Source organism: Streptomyces sp. NPDC039423, from assembly GCF_055598725.1.
Map to the genome: position 1 here is coordinate 896,685 of NZ_JBVKAH010000001.1, position 20,404 is coordinate 917,088.

At 73.2% G+C, this 20,404-nt stretch carries 21 protein-coding genes and 1 riboswitch; of the genes, 10 read left to right on the forward strand and 11 right to left on the reverse strand.

Annotated features, from left to right (window positions below):
• The first annotated feature begins 66 nt into the window (after window positions 1–66).
• Window positions 67–1,419: a class II 3-deoxy-7-phosphoheptulonate synthase gene (locus ACZ7LK_RS04005; RefSeq protein ID WP_392276136.1), complete on the forward strand. Its 1,353-nt coding sequence runs from the start codon at window positions 67–69 to the stop codon at window positions 1,417–1,419.
• A 198-nt stretch (window positions 1,420–1,617) separates the two neighbouring features.
• Window positions 1,618–1,893 (forward strand): (2Fe-2S)-binding protein, encoded by a 276-nt coding sequence (locus ACZ7LK_RS04010; protein WP_392276137.1) that lies wholly within the window; start codon window positions 1,618–1,620, stop codon window positions 1,891–1,893.
• A gap of 13 nt (window positions 1,894–1,906) precedes the next feature.
• Here the strand turns inward: ACZ7LK_RS04010 and bfr are convergent, their stop codons facing one another.
• Window positions 1,907–2,386 (reverse strand): bacterioferritin, encoded by a 480-nt coding sequence (gene bfr, locus ACZ7LK_RS04015; RefSeq protein WP_469465109.1) that lies wholly within the window; start codon window positions 2,384–2,386, stop codon window positions 1,907–1,909.
• A gap of 156 nt (window positions 2,387–2,542) precedes the next feature.
• Here bfr and ACZ7LK_RS04020 point away from each other — a divergent pair, with 156 nt between their 5' ends.
• Window positions 2,543–3,175, forward strand: coding sequence for a sulfite oxidase-like oxidoreductase (locus ACZ7LK_RS04020; protein WP_392276139.1), 633 nt, complete (start codon window positions 2,543–2,545; stop codon window positions 3,173–3,175).
• 17 nt (window positions 3,176–3,192) lie between these two features.
• On the opposite strand, the gene ACZ7LK_RS04025 is transcribed toward ACZ7LK_RS04020, so the two are convergent.
• The 6 genes from ACZ7LK_RS04025 to thiO all read right to left on the reverse strand — a co-directional run bounded on the left by ACZ7LK_RS04025 (window position 3,193) and on the right by thiO (window position 9,079).
• Window positions 3,193–3,804 carry a DUF4396 domain-containing protein gene (locus ACZ7LK_RS04025; RefSeq protein WP_469465110.1) on the reverse strand — a complete coding sequence of 204 codons (612 nt, stop codon included), beginning with the start codon at window positions 3,802–3,804 and terminating at the stop codon, window positions 3,193–3,195.
• A gap of 74 nt (window positions 3,805–3,878) precedes the next feature.
• A complete protein-coding gene (locus ACZ7LK_RS04030; protein WP_471138258.1) occupies window positions 3,879–4,772 on the reverse strand; it encodes a deoxyribonuclease IV in 894 nt (297 codons plus the stop codon).
• A gap of 6 nt (window positions 4,773–4,778) precedes the next feature.
• The gene (gene pknB / locus ACZ7LK_RS04035) at window positions 4,779–6,728 is read right to left on the reverse strand and encodes a Stk1 family PASTA domain-containing Ser/Thr kinase (protein WP_471138260.1); all 1,950 of its coding nucleotides are present in this window, start codon (window positions 6,726–6,728) and stop codon (window positions 4,779–4,781) included.
• Between the two features lie 150 nt (window positions 6,729–6,878).
• A complete protein-coding gene (locus ACZ7LK_RS04040; protein WP_469465112.1) occupies window positions 6,879–7,673 on the reverse strand; it encodes a thiazole synthase in 795 nt (264 codons plus the stop codon).
• A gap of 3 nt (window positions 7,674–7,676) precedes the next feature.
• Entirely contained in the window at window positions 7,677–7,877 is a 201-nt protein-coding gene (gene thiS, locus ACZ7LK_RS04045) for a sulfur carrier protein ThiS (RefSeq protein ID WP_469465113.1), read from the reverse strand.
• Window positions 7,874–9,079 carry a glycine oxidase ThiO gene (gene thiO, locus ACZ7LK_RS04050; protein ID WP_471138262.1) on the reverse strand — a complete coding sequence of 402 codons (1,206 nt, stop codon included), beginning with the start codon at window positions 9,077–9,079 and terminating at the stop codon, window positions 7,874–7,876. The genes thiS and thiO overlap by 4 nt, the downstream gene beginning before the upstream one ends.
• Window positions 9,077–9,190: riboswitch (TPP riboswitch) on the reverse strand. It overlaps the preceding gene by 3 nt.
• 50 nt (window positions 9,191–9,240) lie before the next feature.
• Between thiO and ACZ7LK_RS04055 the strand changes: the two genes are divergently transcribed.
• The 6 genes from ACZ7LK_RS04055 (at window position 9,241) to ACZ7LK_RS04080 (ending at window position 13,903) form a co-directional block, all read left to right on the forward strand.
• Window positions 9,241–9,582 (forward strand): avidin-fold protein, encoded by a 342-nt coding sequence (locus ACZ7LK_RS04055; RefSeq protein ID WP_392276146.1) that lies wholly within the window; start codon window positions 9,241–9,243, stop codon window positions 9,580–9,582.
• A 40-nt stretch (window positions 9,583–9,622) separates the two neighbouring features.
• Window positions 9,623–10,828 (forward strand): NAD(P)/FAD-dependent oxidoreductase, encoded by a 1,206-nt coding sequence (locus tag ACZ7LK_RS04060; RefSeq protein WP_392276419.1) that lies wholly within the window; start codon window positions 9,623–9,625, stop codon window positions 10,826–10,828.
• A 61-nt stretch (window positions 10,829–10,889) separates the two neighbouring features.
• Window positions 10,890–11,255, forward strand: coding sequence for an Rv2175c family DNA-binding protein (locus tag ACZ7LK_RS04065; RefSeq protein ID WP_392276147.1), 366 nt, complete (start codon window positions 10,890–10,892; stop codon window positions 11,253–11,255).
• 113 nt (window positions 11,256–11,368) lie between these two features.
• On the forward strand, window positions 11,369–12,019 hold the full coding sequence (gene thiE / locus ACZ7LK_RS04070) for a thiamine phosphate synthase (protein ID WP_392276148.1): 651 nt from the start codon (window positions 11,369–11,371) through the stop codon (window positions 12,017–12,019).
• Between the two features lie 122 nt (window positions 12,020–12,141).
• Window positions 12,142–13,056, forward strand: a complete 915-nt coding sequence (metF, locus tag ACZ7LK_RS04075) for a methylenetetrahydrofolate reductase [NAD(P)H] (protein WP_392276149.1) — start codon at window positions 12,142–12,144, stop codon at window positions 13,054–13,056.
• Between the two features lie 52 nt (window positions 13,057–13,108).
• Entirely contained in the window at window positions 13,109–13,903 is a 795-nt protein-coding gene (locus ACZ7LK_RS04080; protein ID WP_392276150.1) for a hypothetical protein, read from the forward strand.
• A gap of 61 nt (window positions 13,904–13,964) precedes the next feature.
• Here the strand turns inward: ACZ7LK_RS04080 and ACZ7LK_RS04085 are convergent, their stop codons facing one another.
• The 4 genes from ACZ7LK_RS04085 to ACZ7LK_RS04100 form a co-directional block, all read right to left on the reverse strand.
• On the reverse strand, window positions 13,965–15,503 hold the full coding sequence (locus ACZ7LK_RS04085; RefSeq protein ID WP_471138266.1) for a phytoene desaturase family protein: 1,539 nt from the start codon (window positions 15,501–15,503) through the stop codon (window positions 13,965–13,967).
• A gap of 456 nt (window positions 15,504–15,959) precedes the next feature.
• Window positions 15,960–16,568 (reverse strand): TetR/AcrR family transcriptional regulator, encoded by a 609-nt coding sequence (locus ACZ7LK_RS04090; RefSeq protein ID WP_392276152.1) that lies wholly within the window; start codon window positions 16,566–16,568, stop codon window positions 15,960–15,962.
• Window positions 16,569–16,579: 11 nt separating this feature from the next.
• A complete protein-coding gene (locus ACZ7LK_RS04095; protein ID WP_471138268.1) occupies window positions 16,580–18,673 on the reverse strand; it encodes a YhgE/Pip family protein in 2,094 nt (697 codons plus the stop codon).
• The gene (locus ACZ7LK_RS04100; protein WP_471138270.1) at window positions 18,645–19,694 is read right to left on the reverse strand and encodes an ATP-binding cassette domain-containing protein; all 1,050 of its coding nucleotides are present in this window, start codon (window positions 19,692–19,694) and stop codon (window positions 18,645–18,647) included. The genes ACZ7LK_RS04095 and ACZ7LK_RS04100 overlap by 29 nt, the downstream gene beginning before the upstream one ends.
• Window positions 19,695–19,849: 155 nt before the next feature.
• Here ACZ7LK_RS04100 and ACZ7LK_RS04105 point away from each other — a divergent pair, with 155 nt between their 5' ends.
• The gene (locus ACZ7LK_RS04105; protein ID WP_392276155.1) at window positions 19,850–20,335 is read left to right on the forward strand and encodes an SAV_6107 family HEPN domain-containing protein; all 486 of its coding nucleotides are present in this window, start codon (window positions 19,850–19,852) and stop codon (window positions 20,333–20,335) included.
• Window positions 20,336–20,404: the final 69 nt, after the last annotated feature.

Here is a 20,404-nt window from a genome sequence, read left to right on the forward strand (position 1 = left end):
AGATTGATTGTCTCATCAGGTGAGCGACCAGATGGACGTAGGGGAAGACCCCGTAAGGTTGGGCAGGTGACCGTGAACGCTAAGCCCACCGCGACCGGTGGCAACACCTGGCGAGACCTTCCCGCGGCGCAGCAGCCCGAGTACCCCGATGCCGAGGCTCTGCGCGATGTGATCGCGGACCTCGAGTCGTATCCGCCGCTCGTCTTCGCGGGCGAGTGCGACCAGCTGCGCGCCCGGATGGGAGCCGTCGCCAGGGGCGAGGCGTTCCTGCTCCAGGGCGGCGACTGCGCCGAGGCCTTCGACGGCGTGTCGGCCGACCACATCCGCAACAAGCTCAAGACCCTGCTCCAGATGGGCGCCGTGCTGACGTACGCCGCGTCCGTCCCCGTCGTGAAGGTGGGGCGGATCGCGGGCCAGTACTCCAAGCCGCGCTCCAAGCCGACCGAGACCCGCGACGGGGTGACGCTGCCGACGTACCGCGGCGACTCGGTGAACGGCTTCGCCTTCACCGAGGAGGCGCGGATCCCGGACCCGGAGCGGCTCAAGCGCATGTACCAGGCGTCGGCCTCGACGCTGAACCTGGTGCGCGCCTTCACCACCGGCGGTTACGCCGACCTGCGCCAGGTGCACGCCTGGAACCAGGACTTCGTGAAGTCGTCGCCGTCGGGGCAGCGCTACGAGCAGCTGGCGCGGGAGATCGACAACGCGCTGAACTTCATGAAGGCCTGTGGCACCGACCCGGCGGAGTTCCGCACGGTCGAGTTCTTCGCCTCGCACGAGGCGCTGCTGCTGGACTACGAGTCGGCCCTGACCCGGGTCGACTCCCGGACCGGGCAGCTGTACGACACCTCGGGCCACATGGTGTGGATCGGTGAGCGCACCCGCCAGCTTGACGGGGCGCACATCGAGTTCGCGTCGAAGATCCGCAACCCGATCGGGATCAAGCTCGGCCCGACCACCTCGGTCGACGAGGCGCTGACGTACATCGACCGCCTGGACCCCGACCGCGAGCCGGGCCGGCTGACGTTCATCGTCCGCATGGGCGCCGACAAGGTCCGCGACAAGCTGCCCGAGCTGGTCGAGAAGGTCACCGCGTCCGGTGCCACCGTGGCCTGGGTGACCGACCCGATGCACGGCAACACCTTCGAGGCGGCCTCCGGCCACAAGACGCGCCGTTTCGACGACGTGCTCGACGAGGTCAAGGGCTTCTTCGAGGTCCACAAGGAGCTGGGGACGCACCCGGGCGGCATCCACGTGGAGCTGACCGGTGACGACGTCACCGAGTGCGTGGGCGGCGGCGACGAGATCTTCGTCGACGACCTGCACCAGCGCTACGAGACGGCCTGCGACCCGCGGCTCAACCGCAGCCAGTCGCTGGACCTGGCGTTCCTGGTGGCGGAGATGTACCGCGACCAGTGACCGGGGCCGGCGGCCGTACCGGTCGTTGATCTTGGCTTGAAAGTGCCTTGACGTGCCAGGGGCGCGGATCCATGTGATCCGCGCCCCATCGGCGTTTCCCGGGCTTTTGCGCGCCGGGGGCGACGGGTAAGGTTAGGTTAGCCTCACCGATCAAGGCGGGGTCCCCCGTTTGTCGATCCCGTCGATCCCCGCAGGGAGGTGAACCGCGTGTACGTCTGCTCGTGCTTCGGTGTCACCGAGAAGCAGGTCAAGGAACACGCGGACGCCGGCGCCTGCACGCCCCGCCAGATAGCGTCGGCCTGCAAGGCCGGCACCGACTGCGGATCATGTGTACGCCGCATCCAGGCCATTCTTGGCCGCGGGAACTGCCCCCGGCGCGAGCTGGTCGACCAGGGCGAACCGGCCCTGCTGGCCGCCGAGGCCGTCGCCGCCGCGGGGGCCGCGGACGGCGTGCCGCTTCGCGAAGCCGCCTGAGACGTACCGGGGCTCAGCTATCCGGCTGCTCGATGAGCTGGGCGATGTAGAGCGCCTCACCGAGCTTGTCGACCAGTTCGAGCTGCGTGTCGAGGTAGTCGATGTGGTGCTCCTCGTCCGCCAGGATCGACTCGAAGATGTTCGCGGACGTGATGTCCCCCTTATTGCGCATGACCTCGATGCCGCGCCGCAGCCGGTCGATCGCCTCGACCTCGACCTGCCGGTCCGCCTGGAACATCTCCGTGACCGTCTGGCCGACGCGGACGTGGAAGAGCCGCTGGTAGTTCGGCAGGCCGTCGAGGAAGAGGATCCGGTCGGTCAGGACCTCGGCGTGCTTCATCTCGTCGAACGACTCGGCACGGGTGTATTTCGCGAGCTTCGTCCACCCGAAGTTCTCCTGCATCTTCGCGTGCAGGAAGTACTGGTTGATCGCCGTCAGCTCGGCGGTGAGCTGCTCGTTGAGGAACTCGATGACCTCGGGGTCGCCCTGCATCGCAGAGGCTCCTTCCGCGCGTGTGTACGGGGCAGATGCCGCGCATCCTCGCACCGCTGGAGAGGGGCGTCCAGTAAGTGCACGCTTAGTAGGAGTTGCCCGAATGTGCCTCGTCCCTGGTCATGACCACCCCTCCCGGTCTGTCACCATTGAGGCATGGGTCAGCCAGGGAGCGGGGAAAACCGGGCAGCGGAGGGGTCCGAGCTTCCGCCGGGACAGCGGCTCCAGCGCGGTTGGCCGGTCACCCACTACGGGCCGGTCCCCAAGTTCAGGCCCGAACGCTGGGAGTTCAGGGTCTTCGGCGCCACGGAGGGCGGCGACAAGCACTGCTGGACCCACGAGGAGTTCTCGGCGCTGCCGTTCTCGACCGTCGTCGCGGACCTGCACTGCGTGACGAAGTACAGCATGCTCGGGGCCGAATGGGGTGGGGTCCCCGCCCGTACGGTCCTGGAGCTGGCCCCGCCGGCCGCCGGTGTCACCCATGTGATGGTGTGGGCGGAGTACGGGTTCAGCGCCAATATGCGGCTCTCCGACTTCGCGTCGGACCGCACGATCTTCGCCACGCACAAGGACGGTGAGCTGCTCACCGCCGAGCACGGCTTCCCGCTGAGGCTCGTCGTGCCGCACCTCTACGCGTGGAAGGGGCCCAAGTGGGTCCGGGGCGTGGAGTACATGACCGCCGACCGCCGCGGCTTCTGGGAGGAGCGTGGCTACCACAACATCGGCGACCCGTGGCGGGAGCAGCGGTACTCCTACCAGGAGGAGCCGGGGGACGGCCCGGAGCTCTGACGCCCGCCGGATACCCCTCAGTGGTATTGGTGCACCACGGCGTGGCCCTTGCCGCGGCCGATCATCCACCGGTTGACGGGTGTGGTGACGACGAACGCGGCGAGGAGGGAGACGGCCAGGGCGCCCCAGAAGAACGCGTCCGTGAGGTGCGCGTCCATGGCGCCGGGCCACAGGACGAGGACGCTGTTGTCGATCAGCTCCATGACGGCGATGGACAGCGTGTCGGCCGCCAGGGCCACCCGGAAGGCGGTCCGGAAGTCGACGCCTGCCCGGAGGATGCCGCGCAGGGTGAGGGCGTAGCCGAAGAAGAACGCCAGGGCGATGGCGAGCACCATCGTCGGCAGGGAGCCCCAGCCCAGGGCCGTGCCGATCACCATGCCCAGGACCTCGCCGATGGCGCAGCCGGTGAGGCAGTGGAGGGTCGCCTGGGCGGCCGTGGACCAGCTGACCTTGCCGGTGGCGCCGTGGTGCTCATGGTGCCCGTGGTGGTTCTGGTGTCCGCGGTGTTCCTGGTGTTCCTGGTGTTCGTGCTGTGGTGCGTGGTGCTGTGGGGTGTCGTGCCGGTGGTGCCGGCCGTGCTCGTCGTGCTGTGCCTGTTCGCCGTGCGGGGTGTGACGTTCGTGCCGCATGAGAGCCCCCAGGGTCAGGTGGCGGTGACGGTTCCTGCCGATAGCAGAAACCGTATACCCCCCAGGGGTATTCCTCAACTATTCCGGAGCTTCTTCAGCCGCTCGATGTCGGCCGCGTGTCCTTCCTTGCCGCCGGGGGTCTCGATCACCAGCGGGACGCCGTCGGTCGCCGGGTGACGCATCAGCTCACGGAACGGGTCCTCGCCGATGTGACCGGCGCCGATGTTGACGTGCCGGTCCTTGTGGGCGCCCACGACGTCCTTGGAGTCGTTGGCGTGGATCAGCTTCAGCCGCCCCTCGCCGACCGTGTCGACCAGCAGGTCCAGGGTCTGCCGGACGCCGTGCTCGCCGGTCAGGTCGTGGCCGGCCGCGAAGACGTGGCAGGTGTCCAGGCAGACGCCCAGCATGGGGTGGGCGTCGAGCGCCTCGAAGTACGGGCCGAAGTCCCAGGTGCGGGAGCAGAGCGAGGCACCCTGCCCGGCCGTCGACTCCAGCAGCAGGAACGGGTCGTCGTCGTGTGTCAGCTCGTCCAGCAGCGGCAGCAGGTGCGTCCGCACCTGGGCCAGCGCCTCCTCCCGGGGGCGGCCGCCGGTCGCCGAACCGGTGTGGACGACCACGCCGAGGGCGCCGATGTCCCGGGCGCGCCGCAGCGAGTGCCGCAGGGACGCCACGGAGAACTCGACGGTCGCCTCGGTGTGGGAGCCGAAGTTGATCAGGTAGGGCGCGTGGACGTACGCGGGGATGCCGGTGAGGGCGCACTCCTCGCGGAACAGTTCGTCCTGGGCCGGGTTCCCGGTGGGCGTGGCCCAGCCGCGCGGATTGGCCACGAAGACCTGCACCGCCTCCGCGCCGATCTCGCGGGCGTACCCGAGGCCGGCCTTCGCGAGGCCGCCGGCCACGGGGACGTGACTGCCGACCGGATTGCGGGTGCCCTCCGGCCGGACGGGGCCGGGGCCTTGGCCGATCATGTGCTTCTAGATTCCCTTGGTCGTGATGGTGATGGTGCTGCCCTCGGGCGCGCGGTCGCCGCCGGCCACGGACTGGCTGTCCACGGTGTCGCCGAGGAACGGGAAGCTCTTCTCGACCTTCACCTCGAAGCCGGCGCGCTCCAGTTCCCGGGTGGCGTCGTCGACGTTCTTGCCGGTGACGTCGGGCACGTCGGCCAGGCGGGGGCCCTTGGAGACGGTGAGCGTGACCGTGTCGCCCTTGGCGGCCTCGCTGCCGCCCGAGAGGGACTGGGCGGCCACGCTGCCCGCCTCCTGCCTGGAGTGCACGCGCGCCGCGGCGACCTTCACGGTGAGCCCGGCCTCCTCCAGCGTACGGGTGGCGTCGCCGACGGTGTCGCCCGTGACGTCCGGTACGTCGACGGGGGCGCCCTTGCTGACGACCAGGGCGACCGCGGAGTCGGGGTTGCGCCCGGTGCCCGCCTTCGGGTCGGTGCGGATCACGCTGCCCTGCTCGAACTCCTCGCTGAACGCCCGGGTGACCTTGCCCGGGGCGAGCCCCGCCCTGGTCAGCTCCCGCTTGGCCTCGGCCAGCGGCAGCCCCTTGAGGTTCGGGACCTTCACGATCTCCGGGCCGCGCGAGACGGTGAGGGTCACCGAGCCGTTGCCCCGGACGCGCTCGCCGGGGGCGGGGTCGGCGGCCATCACGGTGCCCCGGTCGTAGGCGCTGCTGTAGTCCCGCTCGACGGCCTCGACCTCCAGCCCGGCGTCGGCGAGCCGCTTCTCCGCCTCGGCCTGGCTCTGGCCGAGCAGGGTGGGGACGCGGGTGAACTGGCCGGAGTTGATGTACCAGACGCCTCCGCCGACGCCGAGGACGAGCAGGACGGCGACGAGGGCGGCGACCAGTCCGCGGCGGGTGTCGAGGACGGTGCCCCGGACGCCGCGCCGGGGAACCGGCTCCGGCGCGGGGCCCGGCCGCGGCGGCATGGTGAGCCGGCTGGTGCGCCGGACGCCGTCGTCGTCGCCGGGCGTGGGGCGGGCGATCACGCTGGTGGGGTCCTCGGAGCCGCCGCCGGCGCGCTCGGCGCCCTCCGCGGCCGGGCCCGCCTGGGGCGGTACGAGGTCGAGCTGCTCGTCGCCGAGCGCCGCCCGCGCCTCGCGGGCCAGGGCCAGGAGCGCCACCGCGTCGTGCGGGCGGACGTCGGGGTTGCGGGCGGTGGCGCTCGCCACCAGGTCGTCCAGGTCGGCCGCGAGGCCGGGGACGGCGGCGGAGGGCGGTGGGACGTCCGCGTTGAGGTGCTGGTAGAGGATCTGGGCGGGTGTGTCGCCCGCGTGCGGCTTGGCGCCGGTCAGCATCTCGTAGAGGACGACCCCGCAGGCGTACACGTCGGCGCGGGTGTCGGCGGTGCCGTGCTCGATCTGCTCGGGCGCCAGGTAGGACACGGTGCCCAGCACGGACCCGGTGGTGCTGGTGGCCGCGCCGACCGCCCGGACGAGCCCGAAGTCGGCGACCTTGACCCGGCCGTCGTCCCCTATCAGGACGTTCTCCGGCTTCATGTCCCGGTGGACGAACCCGGCCAGGTGCGCGGCCCCCAGCGCGGCGAGCACCGGCTCCAGGATGTCGAGCGCCGCCCGGGGCTGGAGCGCCCCGCGCTCGCGCAGCAGGTCGCGGAGGGTGCACCCGGCGACGTACTCCATGGCCAGGTAGACGTACGCCCCTTCGGCGCCCTGGTCGAACACCCCGACCACATTGGGGTGCGACAGCCGTGCCACGGACTTGGCCTCGCGGATGAACCGCTCCACGAACGTCGCGTCGGTGGCGAGGGCGGGGTGCATCACCTTCAGGGCGAGCACCCGGTCGAGCCGGGTGTCCAGGGCCCGGTAGACGGTGGCCATGCCACCGACGGCGATGCGCGCGTCGACCCGGTAGCGGCCGTCGAGCAGCTGGCCGACGAGGGGGTCGTGCAGGGTCGTATCCACCCGCCCGAGTCTACGAGCCCGTACCGACACCCCGGCCGCCCCGTACCCGCCCGGCCTGGACTGCAGCCGAGCTGTGACACCGGCGGCCCCCGGCGCCCGCCCCCCCGGAGCGGGCGCCCGCGGTGACGGCCCCGCGCCGGGGCGGGGCCGTCAGAACGCGGGCCGCTCCGGGTCCAGGGCGGCGCGGCCCTCCACCGGGGAGGAGGCCTCCGCGAAGTGCCGGCGCGGGATCCGCCCCGCCCGGTACGCGAGCCGGCCCGCCTCCACCGCGTGCCGCATGGCCTCCGCCATCAGGACCGGCTCCTGGGCACGGGTCACGGCGGACGCCAGCATCACGGCCGCGCAGCCCAGCTCCATCGCCAGCGCCGCGTCGGACGCCGTACCGGCCCCCGCGTCCAGGATCACCGGCACGCGCGCGTGCTCCACGATGAGCTGGAAGTTGTGCGGGTTGCGGATGCCCAGCCCCGAGCCGATGGGCGAGCCCAGCGGCATCACGGCCGCGCAGCCGACGTCCTCCAGCTTGCGGGCGAGCACGGGGTCGTCGTTGGTGTACGGCAGGACGGTGAAGCCGTCGTCGACCAGCGTCTCCGCGGCGTCGAGCAGCTCGACCGGGTCGGGCAGCAGCGTCCGCTCGTCCGCGACCACCTCCAGCTTGATCCACTCGGTGCCGAGGGCCTCCCGCGCGAGGCGGGCCGTGAGCACGGCCTCGCCCGCGGTGAAGCAGCCCGCCGTGTTGGGCAGGACGCGGATCCCGAGGCGGCCGAGGACGGACAGCACGGAGCCCTGCACGGTCGGGTCGAGGCGGCGCATGGCCACGGTGGTCAGCTCCGTGCCGCTGGCGGCCAGGGAGCGTTCCAGCACGTCGAGGCTGGGCGCCCCGCCCGTTCCCATGATCAGCCGGGAGTCGAACGTGGTCCCGGCGATGGTCAGACGGTCGTCGGCCATGGCTCAGCCCCCCTGGACCGCGGTGAGGACCTCGACCCGGTCGCCCTCGCCGAGCAGCGTCCCGGTCCACTGGCTGCGCGGGACCACCGTCTCGTTGACGGCGGCCGCGACCCCGGAGGGCGCCGAGGTGAGGGTGGCGACCAGGGCGTCGAGGGTGGTGGGGCCGGCGAGCCGTCGGGCCTCGCCGTTGACGGAGACGTTCATGACACTCCTGCCGGAGAGAGGGACGGGGACGGGGCGGGGGAGGCGGACCGGAAGCGCGCGGGGGTGAACGCCCGGGCCTCCTCCGGGAGCTCCCCGGTGGTCAGCGCGGCGGCCATCACGTCCCCGGTGACGGGGGTCAGCAGCACCCCGTTGCGGTAGTGCCCGGTCGCCAGATGCAGCCCGGGCAGGGCGGTGGGGCCGAGCAGGGGCGCGTTGTCGGGAGAACCGGGGCGCAGCCCCGCGCGGGTCTCGGTCAGGGGCAGCTCGGTGATGCCGGGCACCAGCTCGTGGGCGTCGCGCAGCAGCTCGTACACCCCGCCCGCGGTGACCGTGGTGTCCCAGCCGAGCTCCTCGCTGGTGGCGCCGACGACCAGTTCGCCGTTCTCGCGCGGCACCAGGTACACCTGGCTGCCGCGTACGACCGCACGGACCGTGCGGCTCAGGAAGGGCGCGTAGGCGCGGGGCACGGACAGCCGCAGCACCTGCCCCTTGACCGGCCGTACCGGCGGCAGCACCTCCTCCGGTACGCCGCCGAACCGGCCGCTCAGGCTCCCGGCCGCCAGCACCACCTGCCCGGCGGCCAGTTCCGTGCCGTCCTCCAGGAGAACGCCGGCCGCCCGCTCCCGGGTCACCACGAGGTGCTCCGCCCGGGCGCGGTGGACCGCCACCCCGGACCGCTCGCAGGCGGCGACCAGGGCGGCCGCCAGCCGCCGGGGGTCCACCTGGTGGTCGCCGTCCACCCGCAGTCCGCCGCGCACGCCGGGCGCCAGCATGGGCTCCAGGCGCCGGCACTCGCGGCCTGTCAGCCACTCCGAGTCCAGGCCCGAGCGCTGCTGCAAGGCGTGCAGTTCCTTCAGGTGGGCGCGGTCGTCGGCGTCCAGGGCGACGGCGAGCGTGCCGCAGGAGCGGTAGCCCACGTCCGTCCCGCCGGCCGCCTCCTGGAGCTCGGCGACGAAGTCCGGGTAGCGGCGCGCCGACTCCAGGTTGAGCCCGAGGAGGGTCTCCTCCCCGTAGTGCAGTTCGGTGACCGCGGCGAGCATGCCGGCCGCGACCTGCGCCGCCCCGCCGCCCGGCGCGGGGTCGACGACGGTGACGCGCGGACCCCGCTGCGCGGTCCGCCAGGCCGTGACCAGGCCGATGATGCCGCCCCCGACGACGAGGACGTCCGAGGTCGTACGTGGACCCGTGGTACGTGGATGCATGGGCGTCCAGCCCCTCCCTTCGCCGGCATGACCCGGATCAGGTTCGTACGGTCGGAGGCCGTCCCAGCCTCCCTCTCAGCCCGGTGCGTCCGGGCTCCCGCGAGTGCTCTACGGTGGCCAGACTAACCCCAGCCCGCAACCCGCAGTAAGGGAGCTTCACCGTGGCGCGGTCGCTCGACGGACTCGTCCTCTCACCGGTGGCGGACCAGGCTCCCGGTCAGGTCGGCACGGCGACCCGGTTCACGTACCACGAGGAGGACGGCCGCGTCTGGGCCGAGTACGCGGGCGGTGACGTGGTGCGCGGGCACCTGGTGGGAACCCGGACGGGAGATCGTCTCGACTTTCGGTACGTCCAGCTGAAGCGCGACGGGCGGACGGCGTCGGGGCACTGCCTGTCCACGGTCGTGGAACTGGCGGACGGGCGCGTTCGGCTGGAGGAGACCTGGGCATGGGAGTCCCAGGAGGGCGCCGGCACCAGTGTGGTGGAGGAGCTCCCTTCCTGACGAATCGTCAGATGCATAAGGTGGGCGGGTGAACGAGCGGATGCGAGCAGAGCGGCGCGTGGTCGTCGTGGGTGCCGGAATGGCGGGGGTGCAGACGGCCGTGGCGCTGCGCGAGCAGGGCTTCACCGGCCCCGTGCAGCTGATCGGGGCCGAACCGCACCAGCCGTACGACCGGCCCCCGTTGTCCAAGGCGGTCCTCCTGGGCACGGCGGAGGGCTCCGCCTTCGACGTGGACTTCGAGGCGCTCGGCATCGGGCTGCGCCTGGGCGTCGAGGTGACCGCCCTGCGCCCCGGCGCCCATGAGGTCGACACCGCCTCCGGACCCGTCCCGTACGACGTCCTGGTCATCGCCACCGGCGCCGTGCCCCTCGCCCTGCCCGGCGCCGAGGGCGTGCGCGGGGTCCACCTGCTGCGCACCCTGGACGACGCCGAGCGGCTGCGTCCGGTCCTGGCGGAGAAGCACGACGTGGTGGTCGTCGGCGCCGGCTGGATCGGCGCCGAGTTCACCACGGCCGCCCGGGAGGCCGGCTGCGCGGTCACCGTCGTCGAGGCCGCCGACCGGCCGCTCGCCGGGACGCTGCCCGCCGAGGTCGCCGCACCGATGGCCGCCTGGTACGAGGAGAGCGGCGCCGCGCTCCTGACGCACGCGCGCGTGGGGCACGTCGAACCCGGCGAGGTCGCCCTGGAGGACGGCCGGCTGCTGCCCGCCGGGGCGGTGGTCGTCGGCATCGGAGCCCGGCCCGCCACCGGCTGGCTGGCCGGCTCCGGCGTCGCCCTCGGCCCGGAGGGCGCGATCGTCGCGGACGACCACCTCCGGACGTCCGCTCCCGACGTGTACGCCGTGGGCGACTGCGCCTCCTTCCCGTCCGCCCGCTACGGCGAGCGGCTGGTGGTGCACCACTGGGACAACGCCCTCCAGGGCCCGCGCGCGGTGGCCGCCGCCATCGTCGGGGACGCGCCGCGGCCGTACGACCCGGTGCCGTACTTCTGGTCCGAGCAGTTCGGGCGGTTCGTCCAGTACGCGGGCCACCACGGGACCGCCGACACGATGGTGTGGCGGGGCGACCCGGCCGGCGCCGCCTGGTCGGTGGTGTGGCTGCGCGAGGGCGCCCTGGTGGCGCTGCTGGCCGTCGGCCGGCCCCGGGACCTGGCGCAGGGGCGCAAGCTCATCGAGGCGGGCACCGTGCTGGACCCCGCGCTCGCCGCGGACCCGGCCGTCCCGCTGAAGTCGGCCGCCCGGGGGTAGCGCGGGCCGGTCCGGCGTAGCCCGGCTACCGGCTGTCAGCGCGGGATGGCACGCTAGACCCGTGACCGAGATTGACGCAAAGATCGATGCTCTCGTCCCCGCCTGGCTCCACCTGCCCGACATCGCGGAACTCCTCGACGTCGAGGTGACGCGCGTGCGGCAGTTGGTCAAGGAGGGCCAGCTGATCGCCGTGCGCCGGGGTGAGAACCGGACGCTCCAGGTGCCTGCCGCCTTCATCAAGGACGGCAAGGTCGTGAAGGGTCTCGCCGGGACCCTGACCCTCCTGAAGGACGACGGCTTCACCGACGAAGAGATGCTGGAGTGGCTCTTCACTCCCGACCCGACCCTGCCGGGCACGCCCGCGCAGGCGCTCAGCGAGAATCGCGGCACGGAGGTGAAGCGCCGCGCCCAGGCGCTCGCCGTCTGACGTCCAGGCAGGGCCCGGCGGGCACGCCGGGCGGAACACCGACACCAGGCGGTGTCCGGGCCGGGGGAGCCCTCCCGGCCCGGACACCGCCGCACCCACGGGGGGAACACCTCATGTCCACCGCACGCGCCGCACTGGCCGACGCCCGGCTCTACCTCTGCACGGACGCCCGCAAGCGGCAGGGCGACCTGCCCGAGTTCCTGGACGCGGTGCTCGCCTCCGGCGTGGACGTCGTGCAGCTGCGCGACAAGGGCATGGAGGCCGGTGAGGAGCTGGAGCACCTCGCGCTGTTCGCCGACGCCTGCCGCCGGCACGGCACCCTGCTCGCGGTGAACGACCGGGCCGACGTGGCCCACGCCGCCGGCTCAGCCGTGCTGCACCTGGGTCAGGGCGACCTGCCCGTCCCGGCCGCCCGCGCCATCCTGGGCGAGGACGTCCTGATCGGCCGTTCCACGCACGCGGAGGCCGAGGTGGACGCGGCGGTCGCCGAGCCGGGCGTGGACTACTTCTGCACCGGCCCCTGCTGGCCCACCCCCACCAAGCCGGGGCGGTACGCGCCCGGGCTGGACCTCGTGCGGTACGCCGCGTCGCTGGACCAGGACCGCCCCTGGTTCGCCATCGGCGGCATCGACGCGGACAACCTGGACCAGGTGCTGGACGCCGGAGCCCGCCGGATCGTCGTCGTCCGGGCGATCACCGAGGCGGACGACCCCGCCACGGCCACCGCGGCCCTGGCGAAGCGGATCCGCGAACGCTCCGCCTAGGAACCGCCGTCGCCGGCCCAGGGTGTCCACGACTGTCCAAGGGGTGGACAACAGCCCGGCAAAAGCGGACAAATCACCCTGCTCCGGTTGGGTGACGCCCGACCCGTGGCTAACCTGCCCGTATGGCCCTTGGCACACCTTCCACCAGGACGGACCGCGCACGGACGGTGCGCGATCTGCTCGCGACCGGCACGACGTACTCCTTCGAGTTCTGGGCGCCCAAAACCGAGAAGGGCGAGCGGAACCTCTGGAACGCGCTGCGCCGGGTCGAAGCGGTGGCCCCCAGCTTCGTCTCCGTCACCTACGGGGCCGGCGGGTCCACGAGGGCCGGGACGGTCAAGGCCACCCAGGAGATCGCCGCCGACACCACGCTCACCCCGGTCGCGCACCTCACCGCCGTCAACCACACGATCGCCGAACTGCGGAACATGATCGGCCAGTACGCCGACGCCGACATCCGCAACATCCTCGCCGTCCGGGGCGACCCGCCCGGCGACCCGATGGGCGAGTGGGTCCCCAACCCCCGGGGCGTGCGGTACGCCGCCGATCTGGTCCGGCTGATCAAGGAGTCCGGCGACTTCTGCGTCGGCGTCGCCGCCTTCCCCGAGATGCACCCCCGCTCCACCGACTGGGAGACCGACATCCGGCACTTCGTGGACAAGTGCCGGGCGGGCGCGGACTACGCGATCACCCAGATGTTCTTCCAGCCGGAGGACTACCTGCGGCTGCGCGACCGGGTCACGGCCAGGGGCTGCGAGACGCCGATCATCCCCGAGATCATGCCCGTCACCAGCGTCAAGCAGATCGAACGGTTCGCCCAGCTCAGCAACGCCCACTTCCCGGCCGACCTGAAAGAGCGGATCCTCGCCGTCAAGGACGATCCGGCCGCTGTACGCTCCATTGGCATCGAGTACGCGACGGAGTTCTGCGCGCGGCTGCTCTCCGAGGGCGTCCCCGGATTGCACTTCATCACGCTGAACAACTCCACGGCGACGCTCGAGATCTACGAGAATCTCGGACTGCACGAGCAGTCCTGACCGGCCGTACCCGCCACCTCCCGGGGCGGGAGGCCGCATGAGAGGGGCGGGCATGGGCTGGACGGTCCTCTACATCGCGTTCGGCATCGTCGCGTTGTGGCTGCTCGGTGAGGTGCTCCTGCAGTACAAGGCCCGGCTGCGCTGGCGGCTGCTCGCCTTCGCGGGCTTCCTGGGCGTGGTCCTCGGCGTGCTGCTGCCGTCCGTCCCCGTGATCGCGGCGGGCGCGATCGCCTTCGCGATCGGCCAGACCTGCGTCACGCTCTCCTTCCGGCGCGGCTTCTCCACCGGCTGGGCGATCGGCGGCCGCCCCGGCGCCAGCCGCCGTCGCAAGGCCGGGGCCGCCGCCCCCGCCGGGCCGACCCTGGAGGTCTCCGGCCTCGCCTACGACGACGAGCGGGAGCCGGCGGCCGCCGAGTCCACGGCCGTCTACGCCCCCGAGCCGCTGCCCGACGAGACCGGGCAGTACGGCGTCTACAGCGAGCCCTACGGCGAGCCCGCCCCCGCCCCCCAGCCCGCCCAGGCGGCCGCCTACGACGGCGGCTTCGGCGGCTACGCCCCCACCGGCTACGACCAGCAGGGCACCTACGCCACGACCGCCACGTACGACTACGGCACCGGCGAGCAGAGCTACGCCGCCTACTCCGACCCGTACGTCGGCACCGCGCCGTACGACATCGGCTACGGTGCACAGCCGCAGTACACCGCCGACCCCTACACGAGCCAGTACGGCAGGGAGACCCCGCCCGGCGGTGTGTGGGTGCCGCAGCAGCGCGACGGGGAGGACCAGCCCCCGCAGCAGTCGCCGTACGGCTACGACCCCGGCCAGGGCGACCCCTACCGCTACTGACCGGCGCTCGCCTCCGGCCGGCCCGGCGCACGGCCGGGGCCGCGGTGGCCCCGGGCCGCCGCTACCGGGAGCCGCGGAAGTCCGCGCCCTCGACGACCAGCCCCGCCACCAGCGCGCCCGACATCCCGGCGTGCGCCAGCCCGCCGCCCGGGTGCGCCCAGCCTCCCGCGAAGTACAGCCCGCCGACGGGCCCCGGGTTCGCGGCGGGCAGCAGCGCGCCCCGCGCACCCGCCAGCGCCGGCCCCGGCACCTGGTACACGCCCGTCTCCCGGAACGTGTCCGCCGGGGTGCGCACCACCCGCCACAGCAGCCGCTCCCGCAGGCCGGGCACGGCAGCGGCGGCGGCCTCGACCATCCGGTCGGCGAACGCCTCCACGGCGGCCGCCACCGCGGGCTCCCCGCCCGCCGCCCCGCCCGTCCCCCACAAGTTGTCCGACGCCCACGCCCCGCCCGCCGCGACCGTCGCGGTCACGGTCACCGCCTCGTGGTCCGCGTCCGGGCGCAGCAGCTCGTCGTCCGGGCGCAGCACCGTCACGGTCGGGCGCTCGCACAGCCGCCCCCGCGCGAGCGCGTCCAGCTCGTCCTCCCGGTCCGCCGAGTGCACCACGGTCCGGTGGACGGCGTCCGCCTCCCGCGCCCCCCGCAGCGCCAGGCACACCGTGACCCGGCCGGTCGGCACACCCCGCTGGTGGCGCGGCCACTCGTCGGTGCTCTCCCACTCCAGGACCTGATCGCGGTACAGCCCGGGCAGCGGGGCGCCCGCCACGACGTGGTCCGCCCGGACCGGCTCCCGGCCGGCCGGGAGCACGCCGACGGCCCGGCCGTCCTCCACCAGGACCCCGGTCACCTCGGTGCCGAGGACGAACTCCACCCCGCGCTGCCGGCACCGCTCGTACACCGCGTCCGCCAGCGCGCGCATGCCGCCCGCCACGTACCAGGTCCCGAAGGTCTGCTCCATGTAGGGCAGCACGGCGGCGGCGGCCGGAGCGGTCACCGGGTCGAAGCCGTACGCCAGGGCGTGGCTCTCCAGCAGGGCGGCCAGCCGCGCGTCGCGCAACTCCCGCCGGCCCACCTCGGCCAGGGTGGCCGCGGAACGGCGCAGCAGACCAGTCCTGACCGCCGGGTACGGGTCGCGGCCGAACGGTGCCACGTCGGCCGGCAAGGGCTCCTCCAGCAGCGGCCTCCGGGACCGGTCCCAGGCGTCGCGCGCCCGGTTCAGGAACTCGCCCCAGCGCGCCCCCGCCCCCGCGCCGAGCGCCGCGTCCAGCGCCGAGACGATTCCGGCCCGGGAGGCGTTCGGCAGCGACACGGCCATACCGTCGGCGAAGACGTGCCGGCTCGCCGGGTCGACCTGCGCCATGCGGACGCACCGCTCCAGCGGCTCCTTGCCGGTCTTGACGAACAGGTCCCGGTACACGGCGGGCAGGTGCAGCAGGCCGGGGCCGGTGTCGAAGGCGAAACCCTCGCGCTCCAGCCGGCCGACCGCCCCGCCGTACGTCGCCGACCGCTCGTACACCGCCACCCGGTGGCCCGCGACCGCCAGCCGGGCCGCCGCCGCCATGGCGCCCATCCCCGCGCCGATCACCACAATCCGTGCCATGGGACGGACCCTATCCGGCCCCCCGTCCGGCCCCGCCGACAGCCCGGCCGGCCGGGCCCACGCGCGCGTGGGCAGGAACACGGGCCTCTGAGTACCCGTACCTAGCCGTCGAGATGAGTAGGTACGCGGATGGGGCCGGCCCCGCCCGGACGGAAGAGTGGGGACCCCGGAAGGGGCGCGGGGCCGGCACCGCCGACACGGGGCGGCGGAAACGGCACCGCGCACCTGCCGGAACGGGGGTGCGTGACGGAGAGCCCGGAGACCGACGGGGGGACACGGGGGTCGGGGCTCTCCCCGGGGGAACGCACGGGGGACACGGGGGATGACGCCGGTCCGGTGAGGCTCGGGGGGATCGAGCCTCACCGGACCGGCTTCTTCCGTTCCCCGTGCGGGCCCGCGAGCCGCACCGTCCCGCGCGCGCCTCCCGCCGTTCAGGGGCCCACCGCCCTACGGGCCTCAGCGGCCGCTGACGCGCCCGTGCAGGAGCCGGGACAGGGCCGAGTGGACGTCGTCGATGGAGCGCTCCCGCTGGAACGCCTGCCAGTCGAGCGCCGCCACCAGCACCATCCCGACCAGCGCGGCCGCCGTCAGCGGGATGTCGATCTCGTCGCTCAGCTCGCCGCCCTCGACCCCCTCCCGCAGCACCGTCTCGACCACGGCGACCGCCTCCTGACGCACCACCAGCAGCGTCGACTGCCAGGCGCGGTTGGTGCGCCACAACTCGGCCACATACAGCTGGGTGAAGGCCGGGTAGCGGTCGATGAAGACCAGACCCGCGCGGATCATGGCGTCCAGCGCCTCCACCCGGGTGCCGCCCCGCGCCGCCGTCTCGTCGGCGGCGTCCCGCAGGGAGGCGGTCAGCAGCCCGACGCCGTGCCGCAGCAGTTCCTCGAAGAGCTCGGTCTTGCTCTTGAAGTTGTAGTAGACCGTGCCCTTGGCCACCCCGGCGCGCTCCGCGATCTCGTCCACCGTCGTCGCCGAGAAGCCCTGCTCGGCGATGAGGGTCACAGCGGCCTCGTAGAGCTTGGTGCGGGTGGCCTGCCGTCTGCTGCTCTGGGTGTCCATGGCGTCGATTCTCACAGGCTCAGCTCCGGGTGCAGGCGATCGAGGGTCCACACCTGCTTGCGGCGCGCGGAGAGGGCCGTCAGGGCGACCGCTCCGAGGGTGAACGCGGCCAGGACCGCGCACGCCTGCCAGACCGGCCCGAGCCCGCCACCGGTGATGAGCCGGCGCAGCGCCTCGACGACGTACGTCATCGGCAGGAAGGGGTGGATCGTGTTGAAGAAGCCGGGGCTGGTCTGCACGGGGTACGTGCCGCCCGCCGAGGTCAGCTGGAGCATCAGCAGGGCCAGGACGAGGATCCGCCCGGCGGCGCCGAAGCGGGCGTTCAGCCACTGGATGATCGCGGCGAAGCAGCAGGTGACCAACAGCAGGAACCCGACCGTGCCGGCCGGCCGCGCCATCTGGAGCCCCAGCCCCGGCGCCCAGTGCAGGACGGACATCAGGGCGCCCACCTGGAGCACGCCGAGGGCGGCCACCGGCAGCCAGCCGGCCAGCGCGATGCGCCACGCGGAGGCCCCCGCGGCGAGGGCGCGGCGGTTGAGCGGCTGGATCAGCATGTACGCCACCATGGCGCCCACCCAGAGGGAGAGCGGGATGAAGTACGGGGCGAACCCGGTGCCGTAGTTGGACGCCTTGTGCAGCGACTTGGAGGCGAGCTGGACCGGGTCGGCCATCACCTCGGTGCGGCGGTCGCGGGCCTGCTTGTCGTAGTCCGGGATCTTCCCGACGCCGTCGTTGAGGCCGGTGGCCAGCTCGGAGGAGCCGTCGGCGAGCTTGTACAGACCGCTGTTGAGGTCGCCGGCGCCCTTCTTGAGCCTGCCGACCCCGGTGTCGAGCTCGGCGATGCCGCCCTTGGCGCCGGTCAGGCCGGTGTGCAGGGTGTCCGCTCCGGTGGCGACCCGGTGGGCGCCGGCGTTCAGCTCGTTGATCTTGCGGACGGCGTCGGCGAGGTCCTCGTCGAGGTGCGGTGCCCGCTCGGCGAGGGCGTCGGCCCTGGCCTGGAGGTCCTTGAGCTGCGTGTCCAGCTTCTTCAGGTTGCCGTTGCCGTCCTTGGCCAGCTCATGGAGGTCGTCGGCGATGACGGCCACGTCGGCGGACGCGACCTTCGCCTTCTCCACCTTCGGGCAGAGCTTGGGGTCGGGCAGCGGGTTGTCCTCGCACTCCTCCTTGTGGAAGGCGGCGAGCCCGTCGGCGGCCGCATGGGCGCCCGTCCGCAGCCCGGGGCCCTTCTTCACGATGAGGTCCAGGCTGTTGCGCATGCCCTGGGAGAGGTCCGAGACCAGCCGCGCGGAGTCGCCGATCTTCTTGCCGTTGTCCCTGAGGTACGGGCGTACGTCGGCGGCCACGCCGTTGACCTTGTCGGCGAGCGTCTGGGTGCCGTTCGCGACCTGCCGGGCGCCCGTCTCCAGGTCGGCCGCGCCGCCGTCCAGCTTCTTCAGGCCGCCGGCCAGCTTGCCGCTGCCCTTCTTGGCGTCGGTGAGGCCGTCGGAGAGGTCCTTGGACCCCTTCTTGGCCCGCGCCGCCCCGCTCTTGAGCTCATCGGCCCCCTTGGCCGCCTTCTCGGTGGCGTCGTGGAGGTCGGAGAAGTTGATGAAGATCTTGTCCAGGAAGGACCGGGACGACTTCGTCGACGCGGCGGTGCGGACCTCGGCGAACACCGTCTTCGAGATCTGCCCGACGATGTAGTTGTTGGCGTCGTTCGTCCGCACCTGGAGGGCGCCCGTCTCGGGCGCGTCCCCGGAGCTCGACGCGATGCGCCGGCTGAGGTCCCGCGGCATGGTCAGGGACAGGTAGTACGTCCCGTTCTCCACGCCTTCGCGGGCCTCGGCGTCGCTCACCTCGTGCCACTCGAAGACCTTGCTCTCCCGCAGGTTCTTCGCGAGGTCGTCGCCCGCGTTCAGCTTCTTGCCGTCCGCGGTGGCGCCCCGGTCCTCGTTGACGAGCGCCACGGGCAGCTTCTCCAGCCTGCCGTACGGGTCCCAGAACGACCACAGGTACAGCGCGCCGTACAGCAGCGGCAGCAGCAGGATCGCGACGAGCGCGGCCCGCGGCAGCTTCCCCCTGCCGAACCGCTTCAGCTCAAGCGCGGCCAGTTTCGGCGAGCGCATCGGCCGCCCCCTCCTCGGTGGTGCGGATGGTGATCGTGTTCCCGGGTGCCTCGCTGCACACGGCCAGCACCGTCGTACCGGCGCCGGCTATGGACCGCAGCAGGGACCAGGCCTCGGCCCGGTCGGCGTCGGAGAGCTTCAGATCGGCGTCGTCCACGGCCAGCAGCCGGGGTCCGCCGATCAGCGCCAGGGCGATGGACAGGCGAAGGACCTCCAGCCGGTCCAGGTCCCGCACGGAGGTGCGTCCCCCCTTCGGCAGCGAGGCCGGGTCCAGTCCGGCGGCCTCCAGGGCCTTCTGGACGCGCGCCCGGGAGGCGGCGGCGCGTTCGGCGCGCGGCCGCAGCAGGGCGAGCGGCGAGCCGTCGAACCGGCGCTGCAACAGGGCGCGCTCGCGCAGGTGCTCGTCGACGGTCAGGGCCGGGTCGAGATCGCTGACGCCGGCCACCGGGCCGAGCGCGCTGATCCGCCGGACGGCCGCCATCTTCCGCGGCAGGGGGTGCCCGCCGACCTCCGCGTGCCCCTCGGTGGCGCGCATCCGCCCGGTGAGGGCCAGCAGCAGGCAGGTCCGGCCGGAGCCGGACGGCCCCTCGATCGTCACCAGCGAGCCGGGCGCGGCGTCCACGCCCACACCGCGGAACGTCCAGCCGCGCGGGCCCTTGAGCCCGAACCCCTTCGCCACCACGGCGGCGCCCGCGGCGACCGGGCCGCCGGTGCGGTCGCCCTCGCCGGTGTGCGGCGGATCCGTGTCCCCGCCCGTGTCCGTACCGGCGGCGGCATCGGTGGTCACGTCGGTGGCCACGTCCTCGTCGCTGTCCGCGTCGGTGTCGGTGTCCGCGTCATCGGCGCCGTCCTCGGCTGCGGCGGCCGGCCGGGCGGAGGCGGTGCCGCTCTCGTCCCGGGCGTCCCGCTCGTCCGCCCCGTCCCGCGTGTTCGCCCCGTCCCGTGCGTCCGCCCCGTCCCGGGTGTCCGTTCCGCCGTCCCGCTCGTCCGGGGTTTCCAGGTCGTCGTCCTGGCTGTCCACGAGCCCCCATTTCTTTGAACTGACCGGTCAGTGCAAAAACCTACTCCGAACCTTCGATCGAAGCAAAGTGCCTGGTCGGGGCCGACTGTCAGTGCCGCCCCGCACGATGGGCACATACGGCCACCGCGCCGTCACACGACGACTGGAGGTTCGTCATGGCCGGTACCCACACGGCGGCGAGCGACATCCACCCCGTGCAGCGTCGCGCCGCCGCGCCGCCCGCCGCTCTCGACCTGCTCGGCCAGGCCCGCGCGGGCCTGGAGGAGGCGCGTACCCTCGAAACCCCCAACGAGCGGTACGCCCTCGCCCACCTCGCCGCCCTCCGCACGGCGGCGGCCGTGCTCGCCGTTCACGGCCGCCCCGAGGCCACCCCGCGCAAGCGCCGCCAGATCCGCAGCGCCTGGGAGGTGCTCCCTGAAGTGGCGCCCGAGCTGACCGAGTGGAGCGCCCTGTTCGCCGCCGGCGCCGCCCGCCGGGCCCGCGCCGAGGCCGGCATACGGGGCGCGGCGAGCAACCGCGACGCCGACGACCTCGTCCGGGACGTGACCATGTTCCTGGGCCTGGTGGAGCGGCTGCTGGTGCCCCGGCCGCCGCTGCCGCGGCCCCGGTCCCGGCGGTCGGGCACGGACCGTACGAACTGAGTACCGGGGCACCGCTCGTGAGGCCATAGGGTGGGAAGCGTTCGTAACCGTCACCGAGGAGTCAACTGC

Bases quoted from the DNA above. Each gene is read 5' to 3' on its own strand.
- bfr (WP_469465109.1), bottom strand. From the start codon at position 2,386: ATGCAGGGCGACCCCGAGGTCATCGAGTTCCTCAACGAGCAGCTCACC.
- ACZ7LK_RS04020 (WP_392276139.1), top strand. From the start codon at position 2,543: ATGGGTCAGCCAGGGAGCGGGGAAAACCGGGCAGCGGAGGGGTCCGAG.
- ACZ7LK_RS04025 (WP_469465110.1), bottom strand. From the start codon at position 3,804: ATGCGGCACGAACGTCACACCCCGCACGGCGAACAGGCACAGCACGAC.
- ACZ7LK_RS04030 (WP_471138258.1), bottom strand. From the start codon at position 4,772: ATGATCGGCCAAGGCCCCGGCCCCGTCCGGCCGGAGGGCACCCGCAAT.
- ACZ7LK_RS04040 (WP_469465112.1), bottom strand. From the start codon at position 7,673: ATGGCCGACGACCGTCTGACCATCGCCGGGACCACGTTCGACTCCCGG.
- thiS (WP_469465113.1), bottom strand. From the start codon at position 7,877: ATGAACGTCTCCGTCAACGGCGAGGCCCGACGGCTCGCCGGCCCCACC.
- thiO (WP_471138262.1), bottom strand. From the start codon at position 9,079: ATGCATCCACGTACCACGGGTCCACGTACGACCTCGGACGTCCTCGTC.
- ACZ7LK_RS04060 (WP_392276419.1), top strand. From the start codon at position 9,623: ATGCGAGCAGAGCGGCGCGTGGTCGTCGTGGGTGCCGGAATGGCGGGG.
- thiE (WP_392276148.1), top strand. From the start codon at position 11,369: ATGTCCACCGCACGCGCCGCACTGGCCGACGCCCGGCTCTACCTCTGC.
- metF (WP_392276149.1), top strand. From the start codon at position 12,142: ATGGCCCTTGGCACACCTTCCACCAGGACGGACCGCGCACGGACGGTG.
- ACZ7LK_RS04080 (WP_392276150.1), top strand. From the start codon at position 13,109: ATGGGCTGGACGGTCCTCTACATCGCGTTCGGCATCGTCGCGTTGTGG.
- ACZ7LK_RS04085 (WP_471138266.1), bottom strand. From the start codon at position 15,503: ATGGCACGGATTGTGGTGATCGGCGCGGGGATGGGCGCCATGGCGGCG.
- ACZ7LK_RS04090 (WP_392276152.1), bottom strand. From the start codon at position 16,568: ATGGACACCCAGAGCAGCAGACGGCAGGCCACCCGCACCAAGCTCTAC.
- ACZ7LK_RS04095 (WP_471138268.1), bottom strand. From the start codon at position 18,673: ATGCGCTCGCCGAAACTGGCCGCGCTTGAGCTGAAGCGGTTCGGCAGG.
- ACZ7LK_RS04105 (WP_392276155.1), top strand. From the start codon at position 19,850: ATGGCCGGTACCCACACGGCGGCGAGCGACATCCACCCCGTGCAGCGT.